Origin of the sequence: Streptomyces sp. NPDC096012, assembly GCF_040426375.1 — a bacterium.
In the GTDB taxonomy this organism is placed as follows: domain Bacteria; phylum Actinomycetota; class Actinomycetes; order Streptomycetales; family Streptomycetaceae; genus Streptomyces.
On record NZ_JBEOTD010000001.1, the window covers coordinates 166,751 to 185,812 of the forward strand.

At 73.4% G+C, this 19,062-nt stretch carries 16 protein-coding genes and 1 pseudogene; 9 read left to right on the forward strand and 8 right to left on the reverse strand.

Translation table 11 applies throughout. The features are described from left to right. Positions 1-396 precede the first annotated feature (396 nt). A complete protein-coding gene (locus tag ABVB68_RS00840; RefSeq protein ID WP_353598846.1) occupies positions 397-780 on the forward strand; it encodes a cold-shock protein in 384 nt (127 codons plus the stop codon). 33 nt (positions 781-813) lie between these two features. Here ABVB68_RS00840 and ABVB68_RS00845 read toward each other — a convergent pair whose 3' ends face one another. The 4 genes from ABVB68_RS00845 to ABVB68_RS00860 all read right to left on the reverse strand — a co-directional run bounded on the left by ABVB68_RS00845 (position 814) and on the right by ABVB68_RS00860 (position 4,673). Next, positions 814-1,671 (reverse strand): 1,4-dihydroxy-6-naphtoate synthase, encoded by an 858-nt coding sequence (locus ABVB68_RS00845; RefSeq protein WP_353598847.1) that lies wholly within the window; start codon positions 1,669-1,671, stop codon positions 814-816. Further along, complete coding sequence (locus ABVB68_RS00850; RefSeq protein ID WP_353599135.1) at positions 1,668-2,384, reverse strand: futalosine hydrolase; 717 nt, start codon at positions 2,382-2,384, stop codon at positions 1,668-1,670. The genes ABVB68_RS00845 and ABVB68_RS00850 overlap by 4 nt, the downstream gene beginning before the upstream one ends. Beyond that, complete coding sequence (locus ABVB68_RS00855) at positions 2,381-2,878, reverse strand: DUF2771 domain-containing protein (RefSeq protein WP_353598848.1); 498 nt, start codon at positions 2,876-2,878, stop codon at positions 2,381-2,383. The genes ABVB68_RS00850 and ABVB68_RS00855 overlap by 4 nt, the downstream gene beginning before the upstream one ends. A gap of 394 nt (positions 2,879-3,272) precedes the next feature. Beyond that, complete coding sequence (locus tag ABVB68_RS00860; protein ID WP_503005964.1) at positions 3,273-4,673, reverse strand: MFS transporter; 1,401 nt, start codon at positions 4,671-4,673, stop codon at positions 3,273-3,275. Positions 4,674-5,007: 334 nt separating this feature from the next. Between ABVB68_RS00860 and ABVB68_RS00865 the strand changes: the two genes are divergently transcribed. Then, the gene (locus ABVB68_RS00865; RefSeq protein ID WP_353598849.1) at positions 5,008-5,934 is read left to right on the forward strand and encodes a DUF3027 domain-containing protein; all 927 of its coding nucleotides are present in this window, start codon (positions 5,008-5,010) and stop codon (positions 5,932-5,934) included. A gap of 117 nt (positions 5,935-6,051) precedes the next feature. Here the strand turns inward: ABVB68_RS00865 and ABVB68_RS00870 are convergent, their stop codons facing one another. Next, complete coding sequence (locus ABVB68_RS00870) at positions 6,052-7,224, reverse strand: helix-turn-helix domain-containing protein (RefSeq protein WP_353598850.1); 1,173 nt, start codon at positions 7,222-7,224, stop codon at positions 6,052-6,054. Between the two features lie 292 nt (positions 7,225-7,516). Further along, positions 7,517-7,972: pseudogene (locus ABVB68_RS00875) on the reverse strand (ATP-binding protein); the annotation flags it as partial. Between the two features lie 113 nt (positions 7,973-8,085). Between ABVB68_RS00875 and ABVB68_RS00880 the strand changes: the two are divergent. Further along, the gene (locus ABVB68_RS00880; protein WP_353598851.1) at positions 8,086-8,934 is read left to right on the forward strand and encodes a helix-turn-helix domain-containing protein; all 849 of its coding nucleotides are present in this window, start codon (positions 8,086-8,088) and stop codon (positions 8,932-8,934) included. After that, positions 8,931-9,170: a DUF397 domain-containing protein gene (locus ABVB68_RS00885; protein ID WP_353598852.1), complete on the forward strand. Its 240-nt coding sequence runs from the start codon at positions 8,931-8,933 to the stop codon at positions 9,168-9,170. The genes ABVB68_RS00880 and ABVB68_RS00885 overlap by 4 nt, the downstream gene beginning before the upstream one ends. Position 9,171: 1 nt before the next feature. On the opposite strand, the gene ABVB68_RS00890 is transcribed toward ABVB68_RS00885, so the two are convergent. Then, the gene (locus ABVB68_RS00890; protein WP_353598853.1) at positions 9,172-10,800 is read right to left on the reverse strand and encodes an alkaline phosphatase D family protein; all 1,629 of its coding nucleotides are present in this window, start codon (positions 10,798-10,800) and stop codon (positions 9,172-9,174) included. Between the two features lie 195 nt (positions 10,801-10,995). Between ABVB68_RS00890 and ppk2 the strand changes: the two genes are divergently transcribed. Further along, positions 10,996-11,973 (forward strand): polyphosphate kinase 2, encoded by a 978-nt coding sequence (ppk2, locus tag ABVB68_RS00895; protein ID WP_503006001.1) that lies wholly within the window; start codon positions 10,996-10,998, stop codon positions 11,971-11,973. Positions 11,974-12,023: 50 nt separating this feature from the next. Beyond that, on the forward strand, positions 12,024-12,986 hold the full coding sequence (locus ABVB68_RS00900) for a YihY/virulence factor BrkB family protein (RefSeq protein WP_353598854.1): 963 nt from the start codon (positions 12,024-12,026) through the stop codon (positions 12,984-12,986). A gap of 323 nt (positions 12,987-13,309) precedes the next feature. Here ABVB68_RS00900 and ABVB68_RS00905 read toward each other — a convergent pair whose 3' ends face one another. Continuing rightward, positions 13,310-13,801, reverse strand: a complete 492-nt coding sequence (locus ABVB68_RS00905; protein WP_353598855.1) for a hemerythrin domain-containing protein — start codon at positions 13,799-13,801, stop codon at positions 13,310-13,312. 154 nt (positions 13,802-13,955) lie between these two features. On the opposite strand from ABVB68_RS00905, the gene ABVB68_RS00910 reads away from it, so the two are divergent. The 3 genes from ABVB68_RS00910 to ABVB68_RS00925 all read left to right on the forward strand — a co-directional run bounded on the left by ABVB68_RS00910 (position 13,956) and on the right by ABVB68_RS00925 (position 19,036). Beyond that, positions 13,956-17,087 (forward strand): sacsin N-terminal ATP-binding-like domain-containing protein, encoded by a 3,132-nt coding sequence (locus ABVB68_RS00910; protein ID WP_353598856.1) that lies wholly within the window; start codon positions 13,956-13,958, stop codon positions 17,085-17,087. A gap of 408 nt (positions 17,088-17,495) precedes the next feature. Then, positions 17,496-17,981: a LysR substrate-binding domain-containing protein gene (locus tag ABVB68_RS00920; protein WP_353598857.1), complete on the forward strand. Its 486-nt coding sequence runs from the start codon at positions 17,496-17,498 to the stop codon at positions 17,979-17,981. Positions 17,982-18,256: 275 nt separating this feature from the next. Then, positions 18,257-19,036: a hypothetical protein gene (locus ABVB68_RS00925; protein ID WP_353598858.1), complete on the forward strand. Its 780-nt coding sequence runs from the start codon at positions 18,257-18,259 to the stop codon at positions 19,034-19,036. Positions 19,037-19,062: the final 26 nt, after the last annotated feature.

Genomic DNA, 19,062 nt, shown 5'->3' on the forward strand with positions numbered 1-19,062 from the left:
TTGCCCGAGTGCCTCCCAGCGGTCATCTGATAGCCCCTTCTGGAAGTCCTTGACTCCCTGGCCGGCCCTTCCGGCACCCCTCTGTGGCTGTCGCTGCCTGGTGGACGTCCTGCCGTCGTCACTGAGGATCTGCTCTTCGTGGCCAAGGCTCGTCAGGCCGAGGGGGAGAGTGGAGAAGTGCCATTGTCAAGGCTCTTCAAGTCTCCCGCGCGACTCCCTGCCGGCACATCGGGTAGCGCCTGACACTTCCCCCATCACTTTGAGCCTCTGTCGACACAGACAGGAGCTCACTGTCGTTTTAAGGCATGTCTCCCTGGAGAGACCCCCGGTAGGCTGTCTCAACGGCAGTTCAACAGGCGTCCGGCCAGTCCGGGACGGATCGAGGGAGTGTGTGCTTTGCCGACTGGCAAGGTCAAGTGGTTCAACAGTGAGAAGGGCTTCGGCTTTCTCTCCCGCGACGACGGCGGTGACGTCTTCGTCCATTCCTCGGTTCTCCCCGCCGGAGTCGACGTGCTCAAGCCGGGACAGCGTGTGGAGTTCGGTGTCGTCGCCGGTCAGCGCGGCGACCAGGCCCTGTCCGTGACCGTGCTCGACCCGACGCCCTCGGTCGCCGCAGCCCAGCGCAAGAAGCCGGACGAGCTGGCCTCGATCGTGCAGGACCTGACGACCCTCCTCGAGAACATCACGCCCATGCTCGAGAAGGGCCGCTATCCCGACAAGGTCTCCGGCAAGAAGATCGCCGGCCTGCTCCGCGCGGTCGCCGACCAGTTGGACGTCTGACCCCGCCTCCGGGGAACGGACGCGTCCCGGGCCCTACGGAAAAGCGAGCGCCGTAGGGCCGAGGGCGGGCACGAGCCCCTCGGCCGCCGCACGGGTCAGCAGCCCGCGGACGGCGGCGTAACCGTCCTCGCCCAGGCCCGCGGTGAACTCGTTGACGTACAGGCCGATGTGCTGGTCGGCGACGGCCGGGTCCATCTCCTGCGCGTGCGCCATGACGTACGGCCGGGAGGCCTCGGGATCGTCCCAGGCCGCCCGTACGGAGGCCCGGACGGCCTCGGCGAGTCCGGCCAGCGCCTCGGCGCCCAGCGAGCGCCTGGCGATGATCGCGCCCAGCGGGATCGGCAGGCCGGTGGTCCGCTCCCAGTGCTCACCCATGTCCGCGAGCTTGTGCAGGCCGTAGTTCCGGTACGTGAAGCGGGCCTCGTGGATGACCAGTCCGGCGTCCACCTTGCCGTCCTGCACGGCCGGCATGATCTCGTGGAACGGCATGACGACGACCTCGCCGACGTCGTCGGGCAGGGTGTCCGCGGCCCAGAGCCGGAACAGCAGGTAGGCGGTCGACTTCTCGCTCGGGACCGCCACCGTGCGGCCGGAGAGATCGGCACCCGGCTCCCGCGTCAGCACGAGCGGCCCGCACCCCCGGCCCAGCGCACCGCCGCACGGCAGCAGCGCGTACTCGTCGAGGACGTACGGCAGGACGGCGTACGACACCTTCAGCACGTCGTACTCGCCGCGCTCGGCCATGCCGTTGGTGATGTCGATGTCGGCGAAGGTCACGTCCAGCGCGGGCGCGTCGGGGACGCGGCCGTGGGCGAGGGCGTCGAAGACGAAGGTGTCGTTCGGGCAGGGTGAGAACGCGATCTGCAGGGTCTGCTGCTCACTGGTCGTCATACCGATGTCCAACTCTCCAATGCGGGCGCGAGCTTCCCGAAGGCCTCGGTCAGGGCGGTGAGGGCGTCGCCGACGCGCCAGGCGGCACGGTCGCGCGGGCCGACCGGGTTGGAGACCGCGCGGACCTCCAGCACGGGCACCCCGTGCGCGGTGGCGGCCTCGGCCACGCCGAACCCCTCCATGCCCTCGGCGAGCGCGCCGGGGTGCCGGGCGGTCAGCTCGGCGGCCCGGGCGGCGGTGCCGGTGACGGTGGAGACGGTCAGCACGGTGCCGGTGAGGGCGCCGGTGGCCTCGGACGCGATGCGCACGAGCGACGGCGGGGGCAGGTGGGTGACGGTCCCGAAGCCCAGTTCGGTGACCGGCAGGAAGCCGTCGGCGCTCTCGGCACCCAGGTCGGCCACGGTGATCGCGTCGGCGACGACGAGCGACCCGAGGGGTGCCCCGGGTGCGAAGCCACCGCCGATCCCGGCCGAGACGACCAGGCCGTACGGTGTGCCGGCCAGCGCGGCGGCGGTCAGGGCGGCGGCGGTGGAGGCGGCGGCGAGGGCCGGCCCGACTCCGGCGGCGAGCAGGTCGCAGCCCGCCGCCGTGCGGCGGAGCAGGGCGCCCGGCAGCCGCACGTCCTCGGCGGCCTCCGGGAACGCCCTTGCCACCGCGTCCCGTTCGGCGGGGACCGCGGTGGCCACGAGGACGCGTGGGGAATTCGTGGTCAGGCCTTCTTGAGCTTGAAGGACCACACACCCTTGGCCGGGTTGCTGCCCATCTGGATCAGGACCGTGTTGGTGGCGCCCTGGGTGCCGTACTGCTCGTTGAAGAACGCGCTGCCCGGGATCGTGCGGTAGGTCTTCTTGCTGGTGTCGGTGAACTGGCGGCCGTTCACGAGGATCGTCCAGCCGGCGTCCGCGATCTTGGGGTCGACGCCGAAGCGGACCGTCTCGTCCTGGTCGACCTTGATGGTCTTGGCGGACTCGGCCTTCTTGGCGCACTCCGTCAGCGACTTGGTGTCCAGCGCCTTGCCGTCGTTGTAGCAGATCGCCTCGGAGTTGACCGAGTCACGGCCGACGGTGACGGTCGCGACGGGCGTCGGCTTGTCGCAGGCGGACAGGACGAGCAGTCCGGCGGAAACGGCGCCGGCGGCGGCGACGGCGCGGCGGCGTCGCACACCCTTGTGTGCATCAGCGGCTTCGCCGCGGGGCAGCGTGGTCATGACGGAAGGCTATCGGGCGCCCGGAGCCGTCCGCCCACGTGGGGTGCGGCGTGCCCGGTTCGTTACGCCAGCCGTGCCCGTCGCACGGGGGCCGGGCCCCGTCCGGCGGGCCGGGCGTGCCCCCGGCGCGGGGGCCGCGCACCCCGCGTCGGACCGGCCGGGCCGGTGGCGCGGGGCCGGGCACCGCGCCCGTCGGGCCACCCGGGCCCGGAACGGCCGCCGTGCCGGGCGAGGCGAGGAGCCCCGGCGCCGCGCCCGTCAGGTCACTCGGGCCCGGTGCTGGCCGCCCTGCCGGGCCGAGGCGAGGAGCCCCGGCATCGCGCCCGTCAGGTCACTCGGGCCCGGTGCTGGCCGCCCTGCCGGGCCGAGGCGAGGAGCCCCGGCATCGCGCCCGTCAGGCCACTCGGGCCTGGGACCGGCCGCCGTGGCGGGCCGAGGCGAGGAGCCCCTTCAGGGTGGACAGCCAGCCGACGGCCACGAACGCGGCGCCCACCGTGAGACCGAGGGAGCCGTTGAGCGGCATCACGATGCCGACGGCGCCACCGAACACCCAGGCCATCTGCAGCAGCGTCTCCGAGCGTGCGAACGCCGAGGTGCGCACCAGCTCCGGCACGTCCCGCTGGATCAGCGCGTCCAGCGCCAGCTTCGCCAGCGCCTGCGCGAACCCGGCCACCGCGGCCAGGACCGCCACCAGGAAGGCGCCGAAGAACAGCGCGGCCACCACCGCCACGCACAGCACCACCGCCACCATCGTCACGATGATGACCTCCGGGGCGCGTGATCTCAGCCATGCCCCCACGGCCGTGCCGAGCGCGTTGCCCGCACCGGCCGCGACCCCCACTATCCCCAGCGAGACCGCCGCGCTCTCCCCGGTCAGCGGGTGCTCGCGCAGCAGGAAGGCCAGGAAGAAGATCAGGAACCCGGACAGGCAGCGCAGAGCCGCGTTGGCGCCCAGCGCGTGCGTGACGGCGGGCCCCACCGTCCGCAGCCCCGGCCGCCTGGCCTCCTTGCGGCGCCGCCCGTGCAGATGCTCCGCGTCGGCCGCGAGGAGCGCCACGTCCTCGCCCCCCGCCGAGTCCACCTCGGGCGGCAGCGAGAACGACAGGACCGTGCCCCCGACGAAGATCACGAAGGCGCCGTACAGGGGCCAGGGGTCACCGACGGCGTGCAGTCCCGCCGCGATCGGCGCGGCGGCACCCGTGGCCAGCAGGCCGGCCAGGGTGACCCGGGAGTTGGCCTTCACGAGCGAGAACCGGGGCGGCAGCAGTCGCGGCACGACGGCACTGCGCACCACCCCGTAGGCCTTGGACGCCACCAGCACGCCCAGCGCGGCCGGGTACAGCTCCAGGCTCCCGCTCGCCACGGCACCCGAGATGATCAGCGCGAGCAGCGCCCGTGCCAGCATCGCCGCGGCCATGGCGGCGCGCCGCCCGTGCGGCAGCCGGTCCAGGAGCGGGCCGATGACGGGGGCGAGGACGGTGAAGGGCGCCATCGTGATCGCCAGGTAGAGGGCGACCCGCCCGCGCGCCTCGTCGGTGGGGACCGAGAAGAACACCGTGGACGCGAGCGCCACGGTGATCATCACGTCGCCCGCGCCGTTCACCGCGTGCAGTTCGATCAGCTTGCCCAGGCCCGACTCGCCCGCGCCGTTCGCGTGCGTGGCCTTGCGGATGCCCCGCGCGGTGCCGGTGACCGGAAAGTGCAGGGCACGCCCGACGGAGCGGACGGTGTCGCCCACGCGAGCCGCACCGCCGCCACGACCACTCGCCTTGTCCGGGGCTGCCACGACGTTCATAGTGCCCCGAGAAGGCGGTCGATAGTGCGGTTACAACACGTGTGGCGGCGGACCGAAGCCGATGACGCGCTGTGTTCCCGGGGCGCCGCGCCCGGCGGAGCCCTCACCCGGGCGCCGGGCGTGGCGGGCTGCCGGGCGGGAAAACCTGCCACGTAGCGGTAACGAATCTCGTTCGGTGTAGCGTGCGTATCTCAGCCATAACGCAGAATGGATGGCAGAGGTGCGCCCGAGCGCGCGGAAGCAGACGTCGATGCGGTCCCCCGGTCCGCTCCGTCCGCCAACCCGCCGGAGGCAGCCGCACTCGATGAGACGGCGTAGGAGAGAAGCGATACCTGTGAGCGCAGCGACCACGCGAAGCCGCACCCCCGACCGTCTGTGCGCCGAGGCGGTCGATCTCGCCCGCACCGCCGCCGAGGAGGCCGCCGCCCCCGGCGTGGTCGGCGAGCACGCCGGCCTGGTGTCGGAGGGCGACCGCGTCGTCACGCACTACTTCGAGTGCAAGGACATGGGCTACCGGGGCTGGCGCTGGGCGGTGACGGTGGCCCGCGCCTCGCGCGCCAAGCTCGTCACGCTCGACGAGGTCGTCCTCCTCCCCGGTTCCGACGCCCTCCTGGCCCCCGAGTGGGTGCCGTGGAGCGAGCGGCTGCGCCCCGGCGACCTCGGCCCCGGCGATCTGCTCCCCACCGACCAGGACGACCTGCGCCTGGAGCCGGGCTACACCGGCGAGGACGAGCCGGCGCCGGACTCACCGGTCTCCGGGGAGCTGGCGGAGCTGGCGGAGGCGGAGGACGCCGACGTCACCGCGGGCACCCCCGCCCACCAGCCGGTGGTCCCGTCCCGGGGCTCGATCGCCTCGGTGGCCGAGGAACTGGGCATGCGCCGTGCCCGGGTCCTGTCCCGGTACGGCCTGCACGTCGCCGCGGACCGCTGGGAGGAGTCCTTCGGCTCCCAGACCCCGATGGCCCAGGCGGCGCCGGCCACCTGCGCCACCTGCGGCTTCCTCACCCCGATCGGCGGCTCCCTCGGCCAGGCCTTCGGCATCTGCGCCAACGAGTTCTCCCCGGCGGACGGCCGCGTGGTCTCCCTTTCCTACGGCTGCGGCGCCCACTCGGAGGCCGCGGTCATGCCGAAGCCCCCGCAGCCGGCCCAGCCGGTCATCGACGAGACCCGCGTCGACCCCTTCCCGCTCCGCCCGGCGCGCGACTCGGGCTCGGTCCCGGAGACCGACGACGAGACGACGGCGGAACTGGGCCACTCCTGACGAACCGGCCCTCCCGCCGGGGGCCGGCTCACTCGTGGAGCGGCAGACCGGCCGTGGAGGTGGTCCGGTCCGCGATGGTCACGTCCTCGCCGTGCCCGGAGGATCGCCGCTTTCCTGCTAGGCGGCCTCGCCGAGATCGGATCGGCAGTCGCGGCAGCGGCCGGGGGCGGGGCCGCGGAACGGGCGGTCGCAGCCGTCGCACTCGTGGAGCGGGTGCCGGACGGGGGGTGGGGGCGCCGGTGCCCGGTACGGGGGCAGCGGTGGCAGTCCCACCGCCAGGCGGTGGGCCAGGAGGGCTGCCGGGCGGACCAGCGGCTCGGTCGGCAGGTCCGCCGTCAGCGCACGGCGTACGTCGGCCGGGCTCAGGTCTCTCTCCAGCCAGGCGCCGACGCCGGGGGCCAAGTGCGCCGCGTCGGTCTCGCTGAGCAGCAGGCGGCAGTCGCGGCGGCGCAGATCCGCGAGCAGCTCCGTGGCGAGCTGGAGCAGCTTCGGGGCGGGGCAGGACGGCTGCGGCACCGGGGGCAGCGGTTTGCGCGGGGCCTTCCGCGGGCGGGGCGGTGACTGCGCAGGGCCCGGCGGTTGCGACGTTCTCCGCGGTTGCGAGGGCGCGGGCGGCTGTGCGTGGGCTGGCAGGTGTGCTTGCGAGGTGGGCGGCTGTGCGTGGGCTGGCAGGTGTGCTTGCGAGGTGGGCGGCTGTGCGTGGGCTGGCAGGTGTGCTTGCGAGGTGGGCGGCTGTGCGTGGGCTGGCAGGTGTGCTTGCGAGGTCGGCGGCTGTGCGTGGGGTGGCAGGTGCGGGTGTCCAGCCCCCGAGGGGGACGGCGGAGGCAGATGTGGCCGCTGAGGGGGCTGCGGGTCCGGGTGTGGGTCCGGCTGCGGTTCGGCGGCGGGGGCGTCGGCCCGCGTGCGGCGGCCCGGCTGGTTGCGGGAGACCGTGACGGTGACGATACGGCCGTCGGATGTGCGGACGCGGTCGCGGCGCAGGTAGCCGGCCGCCTCCAGTTCCCGCAGCGCCCGGGCCACCCGGATCGCTCCCTCGGTGAAGCGGGTGGAGAGCGTCTTGATGTCGACGGGGGCGCCGGTGGGCAGCGACTGGATGTACGCGCCCAGGCCGATGGCCAGGCAGGACAGCTCCGGATGCTGGAGCAGTTCGTTGCCGACCACCGTGAAGTTGGCGGCGAGGCGGGAGTTCTCGTGGACCACCCCGGCGGTGCGGGACCGCCGGTTCGGGTGGTTGTTCCCGGCAATGCGGGACCGGGAGCGCAGGGGAGCGCTAGGGTTCTTCTCGGCCATCGGGGAGTTTCGTTCCTTGGTGGTCAGGCCATCGGGGAGTTCTGTTCCTTGGTGGTCAAGCCCTCGGGAAGTTCCTGCTTCCCAGGGGGTCAGGCCCTCGATCGGGATCGCTAGTCCCGGCCGGGGGCCGCCGCATTTGTGCGGTGGCTTCGCTTTCGTGCCGAGCGTAGAGCGCGCAACGGGTCGTAATGCAAGCCGAGTTGGCATATTCACCCTCGCGGGTGAGCTTGCCACCGCGGGAGGGCGGGGTGGGGTTCGGTGGGGTTCTTTCACCAGGAAGTTCTTGGGGTGGACCGCCCGAGCGGCCGGAGCACGGAGTCCCGGAGCACGGAGTCCCGGGTGACGGTCCGACGCGGACTTCCGCCCACACCGTTTTGCGCGGCGCCGGCCCCGGTGCGGTCCCCCAGCGGTCGGCCAGCGCGTCCACGAGGAGCAGGCCCCGCCCGGTCTCCGCGTCCGGTGCCGGTCGCCCGGAAACCGGGTTCCGGTCACCCCGGGTGTCGGTGACCTCGATGCGCAGCGTCTCGGCGACGACGTAGAGCGTCAGCCGGAAGTCCCGTCCCGTGGCCCGGCCGTGCGTGGCCGCGTTGGCGGCGAGTTCCGCCACGATCAGCGCCGCCGGGTCCAACGGCAGCCCCCACGCACGCAGTTGCTCCGTCGCCAGCAGGCGGGCCAGACGGGCTCCCCGGGGCGTGGGGGACAGGTGCACGGTCACGTTCGGGACGGGGGTGGAGATTTCCTGGTTCACATCACTCAGCGTGGCCGTGCGTGCCTACCGTGAACAGTGACGAGATGGTTGCGTACGGTCACTGTCCGGCGTTTGTCCGGCGCTGTCCGGACTGTCGGCGAAGGGGGCGCGGTGTGAGCGAGGAGGAGGAGGAGCCGGGGTGGGAGGTCGACCCGGACGACGACTGGGGGATCGCCGTCATCGCCACGGTGGGCCGCCAGCTGAAGCTGCGGCGCGAGGCGGTGGGGATGCGGGCGGCCGACTTCGGCAAGGCCGTCGGCTACGGCGAGGACCTGGTCTACAAGGTGGAGGGCGGCAAGCGGATCCCCCGCCCCGAGTACCTGGACAAGGCGGACAAGGTCCTGCGCGCGGGCGGGTTGCTCTCCGCGATGAAGGAGGACGTGGAGAAGGTCCGGTATCCGAAGAAGGTTCGGGATCTGGCGGCGCTGGAGGCGAAGGCGGTCGAGATCGGCGTGTACGAGGCCAGCAACATTCACGGTCTCCTGCAGATCCCCGACTACTCGCGTGCTCTGCTGGAGTGCTGGCAGCCCGCATACCCGCCGAGGGATCTGGAGCGAAGGGTGGCCGCTCGCATGGCTCGGCAGTCCATTTTCGAGCGCACGCCCGCGCCTGCGCTGAGCTTCGTCCTGGAAGAGGCGACGCTGCGCCGCAGAGTCGGAGGCACAATGGTGCGGCAACAGCAGCTCGAACGCCTGATGCATATCGGGCAGTTCAACAACGTCACGCTTCAGGTGATGCCGATGGACAGCGCTCCTCACCCGGGCATGAGCGGAAGGATCGAGGTGCTCAAGTTCGAGGACGGCACGGCCGTCGGGCGGTCCGACGGCGCGTTCAGCGGTCGTACCGTTTCGAACCTGCGGGAGCTGCGCGTCCTGGAGTTGCGGTATGGCACCATCCGGGCGCAGGCCCTCCCCCCTGGAGAGTCGCTGGCCCTCATTGAGCACCTGCTGGGAGAAACATGATCCGCTGGTTCAAGAGCAGCCACAGCAGTGGTCCCGACGGCGACTCCTGCGTCGAAGTAGCCCTGAACTGGTTCAAGAGCAGCTACAGCGACGGCAATGAAGGCGACTCCTGCCTGGAGATCGCCCCCACCCCCACCACCATCCACATCCGCGACTCCAAGCAGACCGGCGGAGCCGTCCTCACCGTCGGTCCCGGGACCTGGGCGGAGTTCGTGGGGTACGCCGCCCGGCGCTGAACTACCCGGCGGTCAGCTCGGCTTCGTGCACGGTGTGCAACGCCGTGTCCGGGCCCGTCCGTTCCAGGCGGAGGTGGGCCGCGCGGGCGCGCAGGGTCAGGGTCATGAGCTGGTTGCCGAACCACGGGCCGCCCCGCTTGCGCCAGGTGACCGGAGGCCGCTCGCAGCGGCCGTGGCGGGCGAGCAGCCGGCCCAGCGCGCGGGCCGGCGCGCTCCAGCCGAGGCGGAAGCCGACCCGCATCATCAGCGGCACGGAGTTGTGCACCGGCGAGCAGGTGAGCTGGACGACGGGGATGCCGGGGCCGCCGGAGGGCCAGGACGCCCGCGCGACGTAGCCGTGGTGCACGTCGCCGGACAGGACGCACACGCTCGCGGGGGCATCCGGCGCCGAGCCGGCCTCGGCTATCACCGCGGCGAGGTCGGCGAAGGAGCGCGGGAAGGCCGCCCAGTGCTCCAGATCGGCCCGGCGCCGCAGGTACTCGCCGAAGCGGGCCCAGCGGGTGCCGCGCTCCCCGGCGCACAGGGCCGCGTCCCAGGTCTCGGTGTCGTGCACCAGGTGCGGCAGCAGCCAGGGCAGGGAGGTGCCGAGCAGCAGGTGGTCGTAGGAGCCCGGGCCGGACAGCACCTGCTCGCGCAGCCAGCCGGCCTCGCCCGGGTCGAGCATGGCGCGGTGGTCCTCGGCCAGGACCCGGGCGGCCCGGGAGTCCACCATGACGACCCGGACCCGGCCGAAGTCGCGCCGGTAGCTGAAGCGGACCGGGGCGGAGTCGGCGTCGGCCCGCTCGGCCAGGGCGCGCACCGCGTCGGTGCCGTCCGCGGTGGCGTGGACGGCGGCCCAGGTGGGGTCGTCGGCCAGTTCGGCGGGGGAGAGGTTGCCCAGGTGCTGGTGGACCCAGTAGGACATCAGGCCGCTCATCAGCCGCTCCTGCCACCAGTCGGTGGCGCGCATGTCGGCGAGCCAGGCGGCGGAGGTGTTCCAGTCGTCCACGATGTCGTGGTCGTCGAAGATCATGAAGCTGGGCACGGTGGACAGCAGCCAGCGGATCTCGGGGTCGAGCCAGGACTCGTAGTAGAGCCGGCAGTACTCCTCGTAGTCGGTGACCTGGGCCCCGGGTGCCCGGTCGAGGTCGCGGCGTCCGGCCAGCCAGCGCCGGGTCTCCTCGGAGGTCTCGTCCGCGTACACCTGGTCGCCCAGCAGGAGCAGGACGTCGGGGCGTTCGGCGTCGGGGTCGGCCGCCAGCCGGACGGCGAGGGTGTCGAGGGCGTCCGCGCCGACCGGGTCCTTGCCGTCGGCCGGGGGCGCCGCCCAGCGGCAGGAGCCGAAGGTCACGCGGACACCGTCGCCCGAGGCGGGCGCCCGGATGACGGAGGGCGGGAAAGGCGAGTCGGGCAGCGGCCAGACCGGGGTGTCGTCCAGGAACACCTCGTACGACGGTGAGGTGCCCGGTTCGAGTCCGGTCACCGTGACGAGCGCGTAGTGGTGCCCGGACACCTGGAAGGTGGGGGCGGTGCCGCCCGCGCCGTTCGAGCAGCGCACCCGTGCCGTGCAGGGCCGGCTCGCCTCGACCCACACGGTCGCGCACGAGTCGTCGGTGTACCTCAGCAGTGGTCCAAGCCGCAGTTCGGCCACGTGATCGCCTTCCTGTCTCGCACGTACGGGCGGAAACGACCGTAGAGACCGTACAGGGCCCGCGGGTCGCGGTCGCCGGTCGGGCGGGCCCCGGGACTGGGTCCGCCCGGGGCGGGCACGTGGAGGGGGACACGGCGGGGCCCGGCGGGGTGGCCCCGGCGAGGCGGAAGAGGTGCGGTGGCCGAGCACGAGCAGGTGACGTGGGACGCGGAGGCCGGCGGCCCGGTGCAGGAGAGCCGTCTGCTGCACGGGCTGGAGGTGGACGACCGGCAGCCGGAGCGGCCGATACTCCTGGACGCCGGTGGCCGGCCGATCGAGACCTGGCGGGAGAACCACCCCTACGACCGCACGCTCGGCCGGCGCGAGTACGAGCGGACGAAGCGGATCCTCCAGATCGAGCTGCTCAAGCTGCAGCGCTGGGTGAAGGACACCGGCCGGCGGCTCGTCGTGGTCTGCGAGGGGCGGGACGCGGCCGGCAAGGGCGGCACCATCAAGCGGTTCACCGAGCGGCTCAACCCCCGCGGGGCCCGCGTGGTGGCGCTGGAGAAGCCGACCGAGCGCGAGGCGGGACAGTGGTACTTCCAGCGGTACGTGACGGAGCTGCCGGCCCGCGGCGAGATCGTCTTCTTCGACCGCTCCTGGTACAACCGGGCGGGCGTCGAGCGGGTCATGGGGTTCTGCACGGAGGCCGAGTACCGGCAGTTCCTCGGGCAGGCCCCGCTGTTCGAGCGGCTGCTCACCGACGACGGCGTCCTGCTGGTGAAGTTCTGGTTCTCGGTGTCCCGGGCCGAGCAGCGCACCCGGTTCGCGATCCGCCAGGTCGACCCGGTGCGCCACTGGAAGCTCTCCCCGACCGACCTGGCCTCCCTCGACCGCTGGGACGACTACACCGCGGCCAAGGTCGACATGTTCCGGGCCACGGACACGCCGTACGCGCCGTGGACGGTCGTGAAGAACAACGACAAGCGGCGCGGCCGGCTGGAGGCGATGCGCAGCCTCCTCGACCGCTTCGACTATCCGGCCAAGGACCGCGGCGCGGTGGGCACCCCGGATCCGCTGATCGTCGGTGCGGCGGACACGCTGCTGGAGCCGGGCGAGGAACCCACCGCCCTGTCGCCGACGCCGCTGGCCGGTCCGGGCGACGGCCCCGGCACCCACCCGGAGCCGCGGTGACGGCGGGCCGCACACAGGTGACCACGGGCAGGTGAGGGGGGCAGCGGACGATGGGCACGGTGGTACACGTTCCGCAGACGCGGGACATGATCGGGGACGAGCTGTCCGGCGACGAGGCCTTCGCGGCGCTGCGGCGCTACGGGGGCGCGCGGCTGCTGCTCGACGCCTTCTCCCGGTTCCGCTACGCCGACGGCTTCACCAACGCGCGGGCCCTCGGCTTCCAGATCGTGCTGGGCATGGTGCCGTTCGTCATCGCGCTCGTCGGCCTCGCCACGGCCGCCCACACCGAGAGCGCGGGGCGCGTCATCGAGCTGACCCTGAGCAGGATCGCGCCGGGCGCCGGCGGGGACGTGATCCAGGACGCGCTGCGCGGCACCCGCCGCACCGCCGGTTCCGACGCGTGGGGGAAGGTCGCGCTCTGCCTGGGGCTGGCCTTCTCCGTCCTCAACCTGGCCTCCGCGATGGGCCAGGTCGAGCGGGGCGCCAACCGCATCTACGGCATCGAACGGGACCGGCCCTTCCCGCGCAAGTACGGCAGGGCGGTGCTCCTCGCCTTCGCCGCGGGCATTCCGATGGTGCTGGGCTTCCTCGTCCTGGTCGCGGGCGAGGCCGTCGGCGCCGCGACGACCGAGGCACTGGGCCGGCCCGGCCCCGGGGGGTGGTGGGGCGCCCTGCGGGTGCCGGTCGGAACGGCGCTCGCCTGGGTCGCCTCCGCCGCCGTCTTCCGCTGGTCGCCGCGCCGGGACCAGCCCGGGTACACCTGGCTGGCGTTCGGCTCCGCCGTCCACCTGGTGCTGTGGGTCACCGCGACCTGGCTGCTCGCCCTCTACGTCTCCCGCAGCGGGTCCTTCGGCGCCGTGTACGGGCCACTGACCGCCTTCGTCGCCCTGCTGCTGTGGGCCAACCTGACGGGCGTCGCGCTGTTCCTGGGCATCGCGTTCGCCGCCCAACTGGAAGCGGCCCGCGCGGGCCTGGGCCGCGCCGTACAGCCGGACCCGGGGCCGGGACCCTGACGGCGGTGGGCGTCTGCGGGCCGGGACGCGGAGGGAGGTGGGCGCCTGCGGGCCGGGACCCTGACGGCGGCGGGTGCCTGCGGGCCGGGACGCTGAGGGAGGTGGGCGCCTGCGGGCCGGGACCCTGACGGCGGCGGGCGCCCGTGGGCCGGGACGCTGACGGCGGCGGACGCCCTTGGACCGGGACGTTGACGGCGGCGGGCGCCCGTGGGCCGGGCAGGGCGCGGTGCTCGCCCCCTGCCCGGCCCACGTGACGACCGGAACCCCCGGCCCGCGCCTCGCCCGGCCCGGCCCGGCCCGGCGCGACGATCGGGACCCGACGATCAGGACCCGACGATGCGGCGCACGTTCTCGATCGAGCCGCAGCCGGCCTTCAGCTGGCGTTCACGCTCCTCCAGGAACGCCGCCCCCAGCTCCTCGCGCCGGCTCATCGCCACGTTCTCGCGCGCGCCGTTGAGGATGGTGCGTTCCTCCTCGTCGGCGTGGTGGTTGACGGCCTCCACCAGTTCCTCCAGCTTCTCGTCCCACTCCTCGGAGCCCACGTCCCGCACCTGCAGCAGCTCCAGCAGGGCCTTGTTGCCCTCGTCGTGCTCGTGCTCGCCGTGCTCGACCTCCTCGTCGTCGATGTCCTTGTACCGCTTGAGGGCGGGATAGACCTCGCTCTCCTCGGCCTGCGCGTGCGCGACCAGGAGGTCCGCGAACTCGGCCAGCGCGCCGGCGCGGTCCGCCTCCACGCTGCGCATCCGGCGGAAGAGGTCCTCCATACGCCGGTGGTCCTGGAGGATCAGCTCGACGACGTCCTGTGTCCGGGCCATGGGACAGCGCCCCTTTCGTGCGAAGAGATCGGGCTCGTACCGCTTACCCGCACCGCGCCCACTGATGACCTGCGGCCGGACGGCCACCACGCCCCTTCGGCCTGCCGCCCGCCCGCGCTGTACCTTCGTCCCCACGGAGACGAGGAGAGTGAACGTGAGCAGCAAGTACGTGCGGCCGGCGGCAGAGGGCGCCGACCCCTTCGGCACCGCCCGTCTGCGCCGCGGCGTCCTCGACGCCTGGGCCACCAGTCCCGCCCGCTTCCGCGAGGACGCCAACGCCGAGGAGGACCTGGTCCTCGGCGGCTACCGGGACCGGCTCGTGGTCGAGTTGGCCCAGAACGCCGCCGACGCGGCCGCCCGCGCGCGGGTGCCCGGCCGGCTGCGGCTCACCCTCCGTGACGGCGTGCTGGTCGCCGCGAACACCGGTGCTCCGCTGGACGCCACCGGTGTCGAGTCGCTGTCCACGCTGCGCGCCTCCGCCAAGCGGGACGGCGAGAGCACCCAGGGGGCCGTCGGCCGGTTCGGCGTCGGCTTCGCCGCCGTGCTCTCCGTCACCGACGAGCCCGCGATCGTGGGCCGGCACGGCGGGGTCCGCTGGTCCCTGACCGAGGCGCGGGAGCAGGCCGCCGAGACCGCCAGGCACAGCCCCGGACTCGGCGACGAGGTCCGCCGCCGGGACGGACACGTGCCGCTCCTGCGTCTCCCGTTCGCCGCCGAGGGCACCGCCCCCGACCCGTACGACACCGCCGTCATCCTCCCCCTGCGGGACGCGGCCGCCACCGACCTCGCCGAGCGGCTGCTCGACGCCGTCGACGACACGCTGCTCCTCGCCCTGCCGGGCCTCGCCGAGGTCGTCGTCGAGGTCGGGGACGCGGACGCGCGCACGCTGCGCCGCCGTGCCGACGGCGCCGTCACCGTCGTGGAGGACTCGCGGGACGGCACCACCCGCTGGCGCACCGCCGCCGCCGACGGGCCGCTCACCCCCGAACTGCTCGCCGACCGGCCGGTGGAGGAGCGGCTGCGCCCCCACTGGTCGGTGACCTGGGCCGTACCGGAGGACGAGGGCGGGCGGCCGATGCGGCCGCGCAGCGCCCCCGTCCTGCACGCGCCCACGCCCAGCGACGAGCCGCTCGGGGTGCCCGCCCTGCTCATCGCCTCCTTCCCCCTCGACACCACCCGCCGGCACGCGGCGCCCGGACCGCTCACCGACTTCCTGGTGCAGCGCGCGGCCGACGCCTACACCGAACTGCTCGCCGGCTGGCGGCCGGTGACGGACGGGGCCGTCGACCTGGTGCCCGGTCCGCTGGGCAGGGGCGAACTCGACGGAGCGCTGCGCCAGGCGATCCTGGAGCGGCTGCCCCGTACCGCCTTCCTGCCCCCGGCGGTCGATCCCGGGGGCGACGAGGAGCTGCCCGACGCGCTGCGGCCCAGGGACGCGGAGATCGTGGAGGGGGCCGGCGCGGACACCGTGCGGGTGCTCGCCGAGGTGCTGCCCACCCTGCTCCCCGCCGGTCTGGAACGCCGCGCCGAGCTGCGCGGCCTCGGGGTCGCCCGGCTCCCGCTCGCCGACGCCATCGACCGGCTCGCCGGCCTGGAGAAGGACGCCGACTGGTGGTGGCGGCTGTACGACAGCCTCGCCGGAGTCGACCCCGACCGGCTCTCCGGGCTGCCGGTGCCGCTCGCGGACGGCCGGACCGCCATCGGACCGCGGCAGGTGCTGCTGCCCACCCCGGACGCCTCCCCGCTCGACCCGGACGTCCTCGGGCGGCTCGGGCTGAAGATCGCGCACGCGGACGCCGCGCACCGGCTGCTGGAGAAGCTGGGCGCGCTGCCCGCGAGCCCGCGGGCGGTGCTCACCACCCCGCAGGTGCGGGCCGCCGTCGCCGCCTCGCTGGACGACGAGGGCGGGGCGCTGTGGGAGGAGGACGCCCCCGACGCGGAGGAACTGGCCGACACCGTGCTGACGCTCGTCCGGGACGCCGGCCTGGAGCCCGGTGACGAGCCGTGGCTGGGCGCCCTCGCCCTGCCCGACGAGGACGGCGAACTCGCCCCGGCGGGTGAACTGGTCTTCCCCGGCAGCCCCTTCGCCCGGGTGATCCGCGAGGGTGAACTGGCCGCCGTCGACGAGGACCTGGCGGCGAAGTGGGGCGAACAACCGCTGACCGCCTGCGGGGTGCTCGCCGGGTTCGCACTGGTCCGCGCCACCGACGTCGTCCTCGACCCGGACGAACTGGAGCCCCGCGAGGGCGACTTCGCCGAGCCGGACGACGCGGGTCTGCTGGACGCCGTGGACGTGTGGTGCGAGGACGTCCTCGACCGGTTCCCGGACACTCCGGTGCCGCCGGTCGCCACCGAACTCGTCGCCGTCCGCGACCTCGACCTGGTGGACGACGAGCACTGGCCCGAGGCGCTCACGCTGCTCGCCCGCCCACCGCTGCGCGACGCCCTCACCCAGCCCGTGCGCGTCCTGCTGCCCGACGGCACGCACGAGGTCGTACGGCCGTACACCGCGTGGTGGCTGCGCGGGCACCCGGTGCTGGACGGCCGGCGCCCGGCCGGCCTGCTCGCCGCCGGCGGTGACCCGCTGCTGCGCGGCCTGTACGAGGAGGCCGACGCCACCGGTTTCGAGGACGAGCAGGTGCTGCGGGCGCTCGGAGTGCGGACCTCCGTGGCCGCCCTGCTGGACGAGCCCGGCGGCGCCGCCGAACTGCTGGACCGGCTGGCCGACCCGGAGCGGCCGGTCACCCCGGCCCAACTGCACGGCCTGTACGGCGCGCTGGCCGAGCTGGACCCGGAGCGGGTGACCCTGCCGGAGGAGCTGCGCGCCGTCGTCGACGGCCGGACCCGGGTCGTGGACGCCGCCGACGCGGTCGTGGTCGACTCGCCCGATCTGCTGCCGTTCACCTCCGGGGTGCCGCTGCTGCCGGTGCGGCCGTCCCGGGCCGCCGAACTGGCCGAGCTGTTCCAGGTGCGGCGGCTGAGCGAGTCCGTCACCGGCGAGGTGCACTCCGAGGGCACCGAGCACGGCGTACCGGACCCGGTGCGGGTCCTGCTCGGGCCGCGTACGCCGCGGACCTACGTCGAGCACGGGGAACTGGTCGTGGACGGCGTCGAGATCGACTGGCGGCTGACCGGCGACGGTGTGCTGCACGCGGCCACGCTGGAGGGGGTCGCCGCGGGTCTGGCCTGGGCGGCGGGACAGTGGCCGCGCCGCTTCGAGGTCGCCGCCCTGCTGGAGGACCCGTCCCGGACGGAGGAGCTGGCCCGGGACCGCTGGTTCGACTGAGGGCGGGACCTCCCGAAAACTCCGCGCTGCTGCTGCAGGGCGACGGCCGGAGGCGTCCCGGTAATCGAGCCGACACCGGGGACGCCGGCCTGGTCGATCAGACGCCTGGCATACGGGGCCACCGACTCCAAGTAGCGCCGCTGCGACTGCGCGTAGAGGGTGCCGAAGGCGAGGGAAGACTTGTCCGACCCCGAGACGCCGGTGAAGACCACCGTTGCGTCGCGCGGGACCGTCAGGTCCGCGTCCTTGAGATTGTGCTCGCGCGCGCCCATCACCCGGACGTCGGCCTGGACGGGCGAGGGCTCCTGGGGAGCGGGCGCTGCTGCGTCGGTCATAACTCAAAGCTGACGACGCGCGGACCTGGGCTGGTGTGTGTCACCACGCCGCAGTCCCGCCCAGGGCTACACCGTGCTGCCGCGAAGCCTCCCCGCCGCCTGCGAGCAAGCCGTCCTCATGGAGGAACCGGTGCTGCTCGCCCTGCACCCCCACCAGGCCGACGCGCTGGGTCTGGCGGCCGGGCAGTCGGCGGACCTGTCCCGGACAGCGCATCTGCCGTGGCTGAGCCCGGGGCCGGATACCTCCTGCTACGAGATGATCCAACGTGCCTGCGGCGCGGCCGGTTTCGTCCCAGACATCAGGGCCCGCAGCAGCGAATTCTCCGTGTTGACGGCCCTGGTGGCCGCAGGAGCGGGTGCCGCCCTCGTTCCCCGTATGGCACTGCCGGGCACCACCGAGTCCCTCAGCCTGCACCCACTGGTCCATCCCGTCTCCCGGACCATCTTCACCGTCAGCCGTGCGGGAACCGGCAAACACCCAGATCCGCGGCGTGTGCTGGAACTGCTCCATGACCCGGCCACGACCCCCGACACCATCGACAGCGCACCACGCGACTGAACGGCGCTGATCGCCAGGACTGAGACAACTCGTCCCCCAAGCCCCGGCGACGTGAGGTATGCCGACGCGAGGTAAGCGGCACGGCACCTCTCCGGCTCCAGGAGCTCGTACGGCACCCGGAGCCGGAACGTTTCCTCTCACTTCTGCCATGACCTGGTAATGCGCGACCCAAAACTGGACCTCGCGGCCCTCGCCGTACAACCCCGTGCCCCCCTCATGGATCTGATCGCCTGAGTCGACCGACTCCGATCACTTCTCCCTCCAAGGGAGCGCACATGCGCATACGTGCCACCGTGGCCGCCGTCTCCGGCGCCCTGGCCCTCTCCGCCTTCGTCGTCCCCGCCGCCCACGCGGCCGGCACGACGCCGAACGTCACCTTCTCCGCCATGAAGGTCAACAGCGGCAAGGCGATCACCATCGGTGCGACGTCCACGGTCAAGGTGACGGCGACCTACACCGTCACGCACCCCTCCTCGCTCTCCATGACGAACGTCGAGACCGGCCCGGTCCTCTACCGCGGCACCTCGGCGAAGAGCCCCGACACCGAGGTCGTCAGCGACGACCCGGGCACCTGCAAGAACGTCGACACCACCCACGCCACCTGCACGGCGAGCATCTCCATCCCGGCCGGCGAGCTGTACAACGCGGACGCCGGAACCTGGAAGGAGGGCGGCCTCGCCGTCGACTCCCACGGTTCCGAGACCTGGCAGAACGACCTCGGCACCATCCCGGTCCTCCGCGCCGCCAAGCTCACCGCCGACGCCACCCCCGAGCCGGTGAAGAAGGGCAAGACCCTCACCGTCAGCGGCAAGCTGACCCGCGCCGACTGGCAGCACGGCAGCTACATCGCCTTCTCCGCCCAGTCGGTCAAGCTGCAGTTCTGCAAGAAGGGCAGCACCACCTACACCACCGTCAAGACCATCAAGTCGTCCTCCACGGGCGCCCTGAAGACCACGGTGACGGCCGGCTCCGACGGCTACTACCGCTACAGCTACGCGGGCGTCTCCACCACGTCGACGGTCAACTCCACGGCCGACTACGTCGACGTGCAGTAGGACCCGACCGCCGCACACGAGACCGG